At 60.8% G+C, this 12,501-nt stretch carries 12 protein-coding genes; 8 read left to right on the top strand and 4 right to left on the bottom strand.

The genetic code is table 11. The features are described 5' to 3' along the window. From B4V06_RS00645 to B4V06_RS00615, 7 genes are all read left to right on the top strand, one after another. The coding region (locus B4V06_RS00645) for an oxidoreductase dimerization domain-containing protein (RefSeq protein ID WP_498166612.1) at window positions 1-540 on the top strand (540 nt) is incomplete at its 5' end. Between the two features lie 178 nt (window positions 541-718). Next, window positions 719-934: a DUF8129 domain-containing protein gene (locus B4V06_RS00640; protein ID WP_271904300.1), complete on the top strand. Its 216-nt coding sequence runs from the start codon at window positions 719-721 to the stop codon at window positions 932-934. Between the two features lie 123 nt (window positions 935-1,057). Then, complete coding sequence (locus B4V06_RS00635) at window positions 1,058-2,059, top strand: DUF6610 family protein (RefSeq protein ID WP_498166609.1); 1,002 nt, start codon at window positions 1,058-1,060, stop codon at window positions 2,057-2,059. A gap of 80 nt (window positions 2,060-2,139) precedes the next feature. Next, window positions 2,140-2,904 (top strand): pirin family protein, encoded by a 765-nt coding sequence (locus tag B4V06_RS00630; protein WP_498166606.1) that lies wholly within the window; start codon window positions 2,140-2,142, stop codon window positions 2,902-2,904. An 87-nt stretch (window positions 2,905-2,991) separates the two neighbouring features. Beyond that, window positions 2,992-3,339, top strand: coding sequence for a DUF8013 domain-containing protein (locus B4V06_RS00625; protein WP_498166603.1), 348 nt, complete (start codon window positions 2,992-2,994; stop codon window positions 3,337-3,339). A gap of 87 nt (window positions 3,340-3,426) precedes the next feature. Next, window positions 3,427-4,374, top strand: coding sequence for an ArdC-like ssDNA-binding domain-containing protein (locus tag B4V06_RS00620; RefSeq protein ID WP_310902052.1), 948 nt, complete (start codon window positions 3,427-3,429; stop codon window positions 4,372-4,374). Between the two features lie 90 nt (window positions 4,375-4,464). After that, window positions 4,465-5,280 carry a hypothetical protein gene (locus B4V06_RS00615; RefSeq protein ID WP_144800149.1) on the top strand — a complete coding sequence of 272 codons (816 nt, stop codon included), beginning with the start codon at window positions 4,465-4,467 and terminating at the stop codon, window positions 5,278-5,280. 11 nt (window positions 5,281-5,291) lie between these two features. Here the strand turns inward: B4V06_RS00615 and B4V06_RS00610 are convergent, their stop codons facing one another. Then, the gene (locus B4V06_RS00610) at window positions 5,292-6,095 is read right to left on the bottom strand and encodes a DUF6036 family nucleotidyltransferase (RefSeq protein WP_498166600.1); all 804 of its coding nucleotides are present in this window, start codon (window positions 6,093-6,095) and stop codon (window positions 5,292-5,294) included. Next, window positions 6,092-7,018 carry a helix-turn-helix transcriptional regulator gene (locus B4V06_RS00605; RefSeq protein ID WP_498166597.1) on the bottom strand — a complete coding sequence of 309 codons (927 nt, stop codon included), beginning with the start codon at window positions 7,016-7,018 and terminating at the stop codon, window positions 6,092-6,094. The genes B4V06_RS00610 and B4V06_RS00605 overlap by 4 nt, the downstream gene beginning before the upstream one ends. A gap of 138 nt (window positions 7,019-7,156) precedes the next feature. Here B4V06_RS00605 and B4V06_RS00600 point away from each other — a divergent pair, with 138 nt between their 5' ends. After that, window positions 7,157-7,480, top strand: coding sequence for a DUF6788 family protein (locus B4V06_RS00600; RefSeq protein WP_498166595.1), 324 nt, complete (start codon window positions 7,157-7,159; stop codon window positions 7,478-7,480). Window positions 7,481-7,954: 474 nt separating this feature from the next. On the opposite strand, the gene B4V06_RS00595 is transcribed toward B4V06_RS00600, so the two are convergent. Both B4V06_RS00595 and B4V06_RS00590 read right to left on the bottom strand, forming a co-directional pair. Then, complete coding sequence (locus B4V06_RS00595; RefSeq protein WP_498166593.1) at window positions 7,955-9,454, bottom strand: Cdc6/Cdc18 family protein; 1,500 nt, start codon at window positions 9,452-9,454, stop codon at window positions 7,955-7,957. An 896-nt stretch (window positions 9,455-10,350) separates the two neighbouring features. Beyond that, window positions 10,351-12,501, bottom strand: a complete 2,151-nt coding sequence (locus B4V06_RS00590; protein WP_498166590.1) for a type B DNA-directed DNA polymerase — start codon at window positions 12,499-12,501, stop codon at window positions 10,351-10,353.

Raw genomic sequence — 12,501 nt, 5'->3', positions numbered from 1 at the left:
GCGATTCGCGTCGACGAGCATTTCCAGACGACCAATTCCGACATCTACGCGGCGGGGGACGTGATCGGCGAGCCCGAACTGGAGACGGTCGCCGCCAAGGAGGGCAATCACGCCGTCAAGAACGCTTTCGGGGACGAGGGGTTCAGCATCGACTACGACGCAGTGCCAGCAGTCGTGTTCACCAGCCCGGAAGTCGCCGCAGTCGGGACGACCGAACTGGAGTACAACGACGAGCACGGTACCTGTTCGTGCCGAACCGTCCAGATGGCGGATGTCCCGCGAGCGAAGGCCGTCGAGAATACGGATGGTCTCGTCCAGGTCGTCAAACACCACGAGACTGACGAGATCGTCGGCGTCCACATGGTCGGGCCGCGTGCCGCCGACATGATCATGGAAGCCACGCTGGCTGTGAGGTTCGGGCTAACTGTCGACGACATCATCGACATCGTCCACCCGTTCCCGACGTTCAGCGAGGCGTTCAAACACGCCTGCCAGGCGTTCCGTCGGGACACATCAACGATGAGCTGCTGTATCGAATGAAAGGAGCTCATGGCCACTAGTAGCGAGATATAGTAATTCGAAGTTGCGTAGGAGGAGGAAATTCTGGTCTGGGATTCCAGCTGAGGATCATCGCTCGGCAGCCACCTTTTTTGAAAAACCAGCCGGCGCTGTAGAGAGTATCGTTTTTGTTGGCCCTCAAGGGGTTGAGGGGCCCGACATGGAGAGAGCTGACGACGCCGAGAATGACGAATTCCCGCCAGAGAAGCGGCTTGAACCATCGAACACGCGCCTGATCAAGGCAGGAATCGCGACGATTCCGGATATGGAGACCCTCCAGCAGTGTGTTGCCTACGAGAACGCCCACCAGAATCGAACGCAGATTCTGCGCCGACTCAAGTGGAAGGCAGAAGAGCTGCGTAAGAACGAAGAGTAAGCTCCATTCTTAACCAACACACTCTGCCTGAGTTCCAACTTTGTTGGTTAATCAGCTGTGCCTCGGTTTTTCGGACCCCTGAAAGGGTGCGGGGCAGCCAGCAGCGGCCTCGCGAGCCTAATCATGTCTCTCGAGCTGAGCTCCAGCGCCAGCACCGCCCGCGAAATCGCCGCCGCCAGACAAACAGACTTCGTGGCGTTCCTCCACCGAGTTCCCTTTGCCGGCGATGCTCTCGCCCTCGGATTTCTTCCCGGGTTTCGGGAAGACTGTGGGTATCAGACGGATCAGTACCTGAACCTCGAGATTCCCGTGGGGATGCTCGACAACGACTTTCGGAATCCCAATCTGGAGCGGTTCGTCGACCGTTTCTTCGAGTGCGAACCACAGGTCGGAGTCATCGGGGACGTCGACGACATCAACGACGTCGACGCCCACGTCGCTGCCGCTCGCGAGATCCAAGCGAGCTACCCCGAGGCCGAGCTCATCGTCGTTCCGAAGTCGCGGGCGGTAATCGACGCGATTCCAGATGATATCGTTCTCGGCTATTCACGCGGGTACGCCGACCGTCTGGCCCACGAGTTCTCCGACCCGGCTGATTGGAGAGGGCGACGCATCCATATTCTCGGTGGGAGTCCGCCCAAGCAGCTCGACGCCATTCGACAGTTGACCCGGCCGACACTCACGGACGAGCCACCGGCCGACATCGTCGGCGTCGACTGGAACGGACTGCATCGCGGCGCACAGTTCGGTGAGTTCTGGACGGCCGACGGCTGGGACGACAGCGGTCGCGACGCCGACCACGTCACCGTCCGAAAGACCGTGCGCCACAGCCTCGCCCGCATCCGCGAGTTCTGGGAGGCCCACGGAGTCTGGCCCGAATCGACACCCCAAGACGACGAGTTGAGCGTCGAGTACGAAGGACCGCGGCCTGCCGACCTCGAGCAAGCGGCCTGTACCGAGTGCGGAACGAACGTCTGGCGAACCCGGCGCGGTCCCTATGTCGCCGAATACGATACCGGCACGATCTGTGGCTACTGCAGCTACGAGTGCTACTTCAGCCACCGTCACCGGAACAACCTCGAGGAAATCGCCGGCGAGCAGAGTGTCTACTTGCCGCCGGCGTGAGGGATACGATCCACTACTCAGTGGGAAGCCAGGAATCGGAGCGCAGAACCCATTTAGCGGGTGAGCGACTACACAGGGTAATGGACGAGTCGCCTTCCGCACAGACCCACTCTCGCATCTACACGGCGCCGCGAACGGATGTCTCGCAGAACCAGGGCAAGTTTCGGATCCACTTCAACTTCCCCGGCCGTGCCGTCCCCGACCACGACGATCACGGCTATGGGCCCTTGGCGACCGTCGTGGAGTCGTTCATGGACCCCGGAACCCTGATCCGGATGCACCAGCACAAAAACGAGGAGATCATCTCGTGGGTGCCTGAGGGCGTGATGCGCCATGACGACCGCCAGGGCAACCAGTTGGTCACCGACTCCGACCATCTGATGGTGATGAACGCCGGCAGCGGCTTCTGGCATTCCGAGGAGACGCTCGCCGACGACCCGCCCCTGCGGATGCTCCAGATCTTCGTGCGCCCGCACAGCCTCAACCTCGACCCGGGCATCCAGCACGAACCGATCCCCGACCCGGTCGCCGGCGAATGGCGCCACCTGTTCGGCCCCGAGGGCACTGGCGCCCCGCTGTACGTGCGGAACGAGGTCGACTTCTACGATTGTCGACTCGCTGCCGGGGCCACTACCACGCTCCCGTCGCAATCCGGCCGCCACACCTACCTGTACGTGTTCAACGGGGCCGTCGAAGTCGGTGATGAGTCGGTCGGGTACACCGAGAGCGCACTCGTAACCGGCGACGACGACGTGGCCGTCACTGCAACCGAGGACGCGACTATCGTCGCGTTCAGCATCAATCCGGACGCGCCGATTACACGCCAGGGCACCATCGGCCGCTGAGACACCGGCGGACCGACTGTGGATTGTTTTTTCGCCCCCTGAGAGGGTGAGGGCTTCAGCGAACGCCCTCGCAGTCAGGTGATTTCCGTGAGTCAACAACAGTCACCGAGCGATGTCTCGATCGACGAGATTCCCGTCGATATCACGAACACACAGTCCGGCGACGTCGACGCAAGCGACGTTCCCGAGGAAATCGGATCGCTGACCCGTGCGCTGGCGAGTACGGAGCCGCCATCGAACCCGCTCGTCGTGCTGAAAGCGGCGCGCTGGTGGTACATTCACGGGAAGGGCGGAGCTGATCCTGCGTTTCAGTGGGCAGTCGAGTGGGCCCGCCACCTCGCGACCGACACGCCCAGCGACGTGGATCGGTTCGACGAGTTCCTCGAGTATCTCGTCACAGTCGGCTTCGCGGACGATACAGGCGAACTTCGGTAGCGTTCCTCGAGGGTTGTTCATCCGCCCTTGAGGGGTGCGGCGCGTTCTGAACTGGCGAAATCGCGTTCGTCCGATTCAGTGACCACCATGTCCACGACCAGAGACTCGTCGGTCTCCTTCGACCAGACCGATACGCGATCCGACGAGATGAACAGTACCATCGAACAGTGGATCGACGACCTCGTCGCCGGCGTCGACGACGCGCAGGCCAGCGACGAGTTCCAAGAGTGGCTCGATGTCCAGAGTCGTTTCCACGACTACTCCTACCGGAACACGCTCCTCATCAAGCGGCAGTGTCCCGAGGCGAGCCGGGTGGCGGGCTACCGGACGTGGCGGGAGGAGTTCAACCGTCACGTCACGGAGGGCGAATCAGCCATCTGGATCTGGGCGCCGATCATCACCAAGCAGTGCCCGGAGTGCGAGAATTCGCCGAGCTACCACGAGGACAGTGACTGTGAGTACGACGAGACGCCGCCCGAGGAGTGGTCCGAGGGCCTGGTCGGATTCAAGCCTGCGCCGGTGTTCGACGTCTCGCAGACCGAGGGCGAGCCGCTTCCCGACCTGGACACGGAAGCGACCGGCGACGCCGGCAATCTCGTTGAACAGTTGACTGACGCCGCTGACGACCTCGGCGTGACGGTGCAGATCGTTCCAGCCGAGGAGTGGACCCACGGCGAGGCAAAGGGCATCTGCGAGCAGCTGAGCCTCGTCGACGTTCAGCCGCTCGTCGAGGTGCGTGATCGGGAGAACGAGGCCGACCTCGCGCGGACGCTAATTCACGAGTACGCCCACGCTCTGCTCCACTTCGACGTCGACGACGACACCGAGCGGGCGAAACGCGAGGTCGAGGCCGAAGCCGTCGCATATGTCGTCGGGCGGTACTGTGGGTTGGACACTAGCGGGTCGGCGTTCTACCTCGCTGCGTGGGAGTCGGACGATCCCGAGGTCGTTCGCGAGCGGCTCGGACGGATCAGTTCTACAGCAGAAGAGCTCATCGACGTGCTCGAAGGAGACTCCTCGTCCCAACATAGTTAACCAACAGAGTGATGGATTCCTTCCGTTCTGTTGGTTAAGTTTTTCAGCGCCCGCCGAGGGGCGGAGGCGCATTCAGACCTCCGTCGAATGATGACTGAACCCAATCTCACGACGGTCCTCGAGGAAGCCGAGCACGTTGCCGAGCAGCACGACCAGGTCGCTCGTACGACAGACAACCAAGCCCACGAGTACCTCCGATACGCCGTTCTTCGGGTGCTTGAAGGCGAGGCGGACCACCTCCCAGCAGACTGGACGCCGACCGACGGCGTGACCGTCGGCTACGGGAGCGATGAGGCGATGTTCGATAGCTGGGGCTCCAGCGAAGACTGGTGGGAGACCGTCCCGCCGCGAGAAGCGTGTACCCGCTTCCGGGTGTTCTTCCCGGACGACCACCAGGCAGTTCCTCGCGCCATTGTCGACGTGATGGCCGCGCTCGGTGCCTGGCGCGTCTGGACTGGGAGCGCAGCCGCGTGCGGCTCCTACGACCATCGCGAGCGTCGCGAGGTCCACTACCTCTGGCCGGAAGGCCATCCGGTGGAGGAAGTGCTTCACGAGCGGCTCAGTGGCCCTGCGGAAGCCGTCGCTCCCGACGGTGGCCGAACAGGCGACGTTCGCGACCGACTGGTCGTCGACGAGAACGCACAGTCGGAGGACGATCTTGAGCCCCGCACGAAGCGTGCCGTCGCCGAAGCGATGGACGTCTCACTCCTCTCGAAGGGTGGCCGCTACGAGGTACAGTCTGCGTCAGGGAACCGGTACGAAGTCGACGTCATCGACGAATCGTGTACCTGTCCCGACTGGCAGCAACGTTCACCCGAGGGCGGCTGCAAGCACCTGCGCCGCGTCGATCACGAGATTAAACGGGGCCGCGTTCCCCGACCAGACGGCCGCCTTCCCTCCCCGTAGTCGTGGCCAGACTACTCCACGGGACGGACTGTGTCGCCATCCCGACGGACCCGGTCGAACGTTGAGAGATACGCGATCCGGTCGTGAACCTCCTCGTCATCCAGCTCCAGTTCCGCGGCCAGTTCGTCGACGGTCATCGGTTCATCGAGTGCCTGGAGGACTTCGAGCCCCCGGTAGTACCTATTCGTCAGTTCCTGAACGCGCCCCTCGATCGGCGTGGTTACTCCGTACCGCTCCTCGAGTTCGACCAGGGCCTCGTTCGCGAACGTGGCGAACTGATCGTCCCCCAGGCGTTCGATCTGGGCTTCGAGTTCAGTCCGGACGACGTCGTAATCGAGACCGGCCTGTACGAGCATATTCATGTCCTCGATGTCGTCGTCGCGGCCTGCGATCGCCTTGAACAGGAAGATATCTTCGTTGCTGACCAGCCGGACCGTCAGTTGATCTGTGTCGAGGAACGGCTCGCTGCGCTCTTGCATCCCGTCGGTGAGCACGAGCTTGTTCGCGACCTGCTGGTTGAAGATGTCGAGGCGACACCCATCGTCGTTTTCGACGCAGCTCGTCGCCCCCAGCGCCCGGTAATCTGGATCCAGCGATTGGACCTCCGCATACCCGAGGTCCATCAGGACCGCCCACAGCTGACCGTACGCGTCGCCATCCGGGACGACCAGGTCAATGTCTTTCGTCGCCCCCTTGAGGTCGCGCAGAGACATCGCGCCACCACCGATCAGGTAGACCGTGAGCGGTTCAGATAGCCCATCTGCGATGCGCTGGAATTCGTTCTCGATGTACTCGCGGCCAAATGTTGGTCTCATTGTGGTAGTGGCACCTCGTAGTCAGCCGCCAGTTCCTGAAACTCGTCCCACTCCGGGAGCCGGTCGTCGTCGACCTCGCCGTGCGTCTCGAGGTAGCGGAGCAGGGCGTCGATTTCGTCTTCGAGACCATACTTCGCCGCCTGCTCTCGGAGGTCCGCCTCGTCGACGTCGACGTGGCTGAGCAGGAGGAGACAGTACGAGCGGTGGCGGCTGCCGTCGTCGATCAGCAGCGTGTGACAGCAGAGCTCCGCCGGCGAGACTGCGTCGAGGTCTTCGGAGTAGACGTAGTAGCGGTGGCCGGTGAGCAGGAACTGGAGGTCGAAGGCCGCGAATCGAGCGAGGCCGGTTTCGTGGAACGGCTCCGCGTCGATCTCCGTCTCGGTCTGGGTGAGGAATTCGTCGTAGTCCTCCCAGAGAATCGTCCCCTTCGGGGCGACGGCTTCGAGGCGTTGACGATGCAGATGGTGTGCGAGTTCACGGGCGAACTCGTGGAGGCGGTCGAAGTCAGCGTTGAAGTCATAATGGCCGTCGGCCGTCCCGACGAGCCCACGGTCGCGAAACCGCTTGAGGACGCGGTTGACCGTGTTGCGGTAGTTGTCGCTCTGGTCGGCGATCTCGGAGACGGTTCGCGGCTGGTCGAGGTAGTACAGCACCTCGAGTGCTTTCCCGGTCAGCAGTTCAGGGAACTCGATGTGGGGGTGCTGGCGGACGAGGTCCCGATAGAGTTCGACGGCGCGAGCATCCGACGGGACGACTCGTTTTCGGCGGCCGTCGCGTTCCGTGTAGACGAGCCCCTTCTCGACGAGGTCGGCGACGGCACGCGAGAGGTAACTCTCGCTGTGGTTGAGCTTCGTCGCGAGCTCGGAGATCGTGTCGCCGCGGTCGACCGTAGCGAGGACCTCGAGTTCGATGCGCCGGAGCACGGTGTAACATAGTACGAAACATGTATATAAAGAAGTTTCGAGTAGTGTTACAGCCAGCAATCGCGAGAACCGCCCCCATCGTCTTAACCAACAAAACTATGCGTTCATGGGCCGTGTTGGTTAACACGAGAGTAGCCGATGTCCTACGAACCCCCGACCCCACCGGCGAACCTCCCGGCGGAGATCGTCAACACGCTCAATGAAGCCACACCGGAGCATCTTCGGGACGTTGCCAGCTACGCCCAGGCGTTGGCCGAACACAAAGAGCGGGAAGCTCGTCTCGAGGAGGAAGCGGACGACGCCGACGTCGAGGAGCGCCCCGATGACCTCCCAGACGACGTGCCGGCGAAGGCGACGATCACGATCAAGGAGATCAACGACAACCGCTACTACTACTGGCAGTGGCGGGAAGGCGATTCGGTGACGTCGAAGTACAAAGGGCCGGTGAATCCCGACGAGTAGACGAGATGGAACTGTAGCCTGATGTTCGTTTCAACGTGATTCGTAGCGTAGCAGATGACACCCCCCAGAGTGTGAATGGGTCCGGTCAACCCGGACGAGTAAAACTCGAAGAGAGGACACCCACCCCACGTTTCCGTCGGTACTGGATGAGGGTGGAGGGGTGGGGCAGATTTTGAAGGCACCACACCCCCGCATTTCCGTTGTTTCTCCACCGTCTCCGCATCATCGATGGCATCGACGACAAAGAAATCGTAGGATACCCTCCGTTTTCGAGTTGTAAATGGGAGAGGGCAAGGAGATAGCACAGTCCATCGACCGGCACGTCAAATCTCTTGGCTCACCCACTCCCCGTTTTCGAGTAGTAACGAGACATCCCGACGAATGACACCCCCCATTTTCGAGTTGTAACGCATCGCGCGGGATACGAGCACCCCCCGTTTTCGAGAAGTAAGTGCGGGGAGAATACGGGCGAGATCAGTTCTTACTCCGGAACTGCTTCAGCCGTTCGCGGACAACCGTGCTGATAGTCGCCTCTTCGTGAGCTAGATCTTCGAACCGGGAATCCTCACGGATCGTCTCCATGATCGTTTCCGGATCCTCGGAGAGGGAGAAATACATATGCACTCCTCTGCCTCGCCCCTTGCCCCGACGCTCGAAGTCCAGTACACCGTACGTACTCTGCTCTGTGACGTGATTTACGAACGTCTCACGGCTGTACTGGTCCGCATCCATCGTATCGGCAATGAATTGGTACGTCTTGAACGCAGGTCCAGCAGGGATCCACTCAGGATGTTCTCTTGCGTAGTGGGCAGTGGCCGCCACAGCGTAGATGGAGAGTTTCTTTTGAGTCGAAATGCCGCTGATATGGCGGAGCTTGCGGTTTTCGGTGTATTTTTCCTGAGCATCACGGACATCAGTCTCGATAACCGTGTCAGCCCCACGCCGCTCGGCTAATTCACCAGCCCATCTGAGGAGGTCAATCGCTTTCCGCGCATCCCCATGCGTTTGGGAGCCGAACGCAGCAACAAGCGGAACAACGTCATCTGCAAGTGAGTCTGGCTTGAAGGCGTCCCGCCGGTTGCGGAGAATACTGCGGAGCTGGTTCGCATCGTAATCGTCGAAGAAGATGTCGTCAGGGTTGTAAGAACTCTGTGCGCGGCTGTTGAGATCCTTCATAAAGTCGGCGTAGTTCGTGATCGTCGTGAGCGAGATGGGACCATCAAAGTCGGCGAGTTTGCGAGCCCGTGAAAGCTGGTAGATGAGAGAATTGTACTCTGCTTCCTGATACGGCCCCTCGAGCATATCGATCTCATCGAGAATGAAAATGACACCGTCGTAATACTCTCGCATGAGTTCGTACAGTCGCTCCAGCTTCTGATCCGTTGAGACACCGGTTTGGGGAACACCAGGATCAACGCCGAGGTCGTCGGCAGCAGCTTTGACTAACCGATAGACAGCCCGATCTGCGGTCTTTGGCCCCTCGCAGTTGATTGAAATAACCCCGAAGGTCTTGCCTTGGGATTCACACAGTTCGACGATCTGTTTGCAGACCGCATGAATGATGAGCGACTTCCCAGTTCCAGATGGCCCGCTCAGGAGCATATCGGGGATCCCTTCATTCTGGAGAACCGGTTTTAGATTGTCGACGACACGGCCTAGCTGGTCGTCACGACCGACGATACGGTCCTCGTCGATGATGGTATCTGACCGGACGAGGTCTTTGTTCGCGAAAACGCCACCGGACGACTCGGTTTGGAGTCGATCACGAATTGAGATGCCACCACCGTCGCCATTAGTTGCTTCTTGAGCCGAATCAGCGGGATCTAATCCGTTTTCGAAGGTCGATTGTGACGTGCCAGGAGAGGCCACCTCCTCATCCGTCGATGCAGGAGTTTCAGGATCAGCAGCAGATGATTCACGATCCTCCTCACCTTCCGGATTATTCGATCCTGCTCTACGTCCCTCTCGTCCCATTATGAACCCCCTCGAACTCTGGGTATAAAAATATGGACCCTTGTGGAGTTGTAACCGGGCGAAAACAGGCTATCTAACGACTACAGCCCCGTATCCTCTGGATGAGCCAGATACCGTCTTCGGAATCTATCACCCTCCGTTGTCGAGTTGTAACGGTTCGACGAAACTCGCTGTCGTCGATCTTCCTCGATGACCCGGACCCCCCGTTTTCGAGTTGTAAGATTTTGGGAGGCGGTAACACACTTGGTTCGATGCTCCCACCCTCACGTTGTAAGGAGAAGGAAGTCGAAGTGAGTCTCGAAGCAAAATCCACATTATCTGGATTTTGTAAATGATGCTCTGGGTGATACGGACTTACTCACACTCCCCGTTTTCGAGTAGTAAGCGCCAGAATAGCTGCGAAAGAACGACGCTCGTAGGATCCATTCACGAGTGAGAGGAATACCGGGTTTCGGACATGATTGCTGGTGAAGCCGCTTCGGTGATCTCGAATAGGTTCACCCCCTCCCCCCTTTTTCGAGTTGTAAGTCGATGGGAACAGGCCACACCAGACGCCATGTAACGAGCGTTGAGGTAACAGAAGTTGCCGTAGAGGCGATGAGATGTGATAGTACACGGGATCAGAACCACGGACGAGATGAAGAGGTCATCTACTCCAGATTTCTCAATCGTCTAGCTCCGGCTAGACGATTTGCTTTCTTTGTCTCTAGTGCGGTTGTGGTAAGGTAACGTACAACATAAACTTTCGCATTTCTAGTTACAAGTTAGAAGATGAGGTGTTCACCCTGTCTATTGTGCATATTCGCCACTATCGGCCGCTTTGCAGTTCCTCTTGCTGTTCACCCCCCTCCCCGAGGCCACGAGTTTACAACTCGAAAAAGGGGGGAGGGGGTTCGTCAGGTCCAGTCCGTGATACCGACTACACGTGTTCCGTTGAGCTCTCGTCGGATATCGTTCCGATCCCGCCCGAGCGGTGAAAGCACGCTCTCGACCGCTCTGACCAGCTGCGTCTCGTAGTACGAGGCGTCGTAGGTCTCGATCTCCTCGTGGGCGAGGGCGACCCGGTCTCGCGAGGATTTCTCGTCGTCGACGACCACGTACTCGATATCCTGGCCCGGGTGGACTGCCAGTTCCTGCTCGCGAGCCCGTTTCAAGGCGGCCACGTTCTGGGTGTTCTGTGAGTAGCCTTCCAGGGGTTTGGAGACACGGTTCCGCTCGACGAGCCGCTCCACTGCTACGTTGCCCGCCTGCAGTTCGTCGATTGCTCGTTCGAGCCGCCCGAGCACCGCGTCCGGTGACCGCGTGGCATCGAGCCGGTCGAGACAGTCCCGCTGGACGTCCTCGATGAACGGCGGGGTTGAGCGCTGCCGGACTTCGATACCTCTGATCTTGAAGTCGTCGTCACTGGCGACCTTCCCAAAGTACTTCGTCAGCGCGCCGGCGTCGCTCTCGCGCTGCGGCACGAACGCCACCCAGTCGTAGTGAGCCTCGTGTTCGAGGCGGATCTCGACGCGCTCGGTAATCTCCGTCGCGAGCGCCTCGAGGTCCTCGCGGTCCTTGTCGTCGACGTCGGGATCTGGGGTCACCCAGATGGAGTCAACGATGCCGTGGACGACCCGCCAGCCGCCGGCTTCCAGCCGCTGTTTCGCCGTCAGCAGAATCTCACGAGCAAACGCGTTGATTGCCTCGTGACACTCGATGCGGCCGAACTTCGCGTTGCTGAACCCCTGATATCCGAAGCAGGCGACGAGGATCCACTTCAGCGCTCCCGACCGCCCCTCGAGTTCCGCCAGGTGGTCCTCGTCGGGGTCGTCTCGTTCCTTCTCGCGACGGATGGCCGCCTTGATCTCGTCGCGAGCGTCGATGATCGGCTGTAGCACGTCGACGAGGTAGCCCCGGTCGTCGCAGATCGAGTACCCGAGGCCGGGGACATCCTCCCGGTCGCTGTGGCAGTCACATCGGATGACATCCGGTGAGACGTTCCGGGTACAGATGATGTTCGGGTACAACGAGGAGAAGTCGAGTTCGTGGACGTTCTCGTGAAGCCCGACCTCGGGCGCGAAGATGAAGCCGCCACGGTCGGCGTCGTGGAGCGTCCCCATCGGCTTGTAGAACTCGTGGCGCCAGGAGTTCCATGGCACGAGGACACCGCGGTCGTGGGCCTCGCAGATCTGGATCGCCGTGAGCACGTTCCCGATCGACGCCCACGCGAGTTCCTGGACGGGCTTTTTCGAGCGCGACACGAGGTCGAGGACGCCCTCGAGGTTCGTCTCCCCGTAAAAGAACGTGTTCGACTCGTCGATGATCGCCCGGCCAGGCACGTTGTACCGCGCTGGGGAGTGGCCGACGCGGCCGTAGCTCGAGTACGTCGACCGGCTCGCGAGCTGCTGGTAGTCGACATCTGGCCACCGACTCAGCGAGAAGTCGTCGACGCCGGCAGCCGTCGCCATCTCGTACAGGGTCGGGACGATCTCGCTCGTCGAGCAGACCAAGACGTCCGGATCGTGCGCTTCGAGTGCCCCTTGGACGGCGGTCAGGATATCCGTCGGCGAGCCGGTGACGGTGTCGCCGGCGACGGACAGTTTCTCGTAGACGTCGTTGCTCGTTTCGGTCACCGGAACGCTGAGCCGGAGCGTCGACAGTTCGCTCGCCGGCGCCGGATCGGCGCCGGTCTCCAGACAGTACCGGAACTCTCGCGAGAAGTCGACGTTGAAACAGGCGAGATCCCCGACTGGATAGGCCGACAGCTGGCGTGCCTGCCGGGCGAGTGGGGTGACGCGGTCGATGTGGGCGACGTCGACGGCGAGAACGGCCTCCTCGTCTCGTCGAAAGCCGGGGCGTCGCGCATCCATCTCGGTCGCGACGACATCCGGGTGCTGGTCGTACACCGATTGGAGTGTCGTGAGGTCGATGTCGGACGCTGGGTCGCGAGCGGCGACGTAGAAGCGTGGGGTGTAGTCATCGCGCTCGGTCGCGACGGCGCCGTCGGCGGTTGCCTCCCACTCCAGGACGCGGCCGTCGTCCAGAAAGTCGATACTGAACGGCAT

This window comes from Halorubrum sp. B53 (assembly GCF_059752395.1).
The sequence above is the reverse complement of the archived record's forward strand: the minus strand, read 5'-3'. Positions and strand labels throughout refer to the sequence as shown.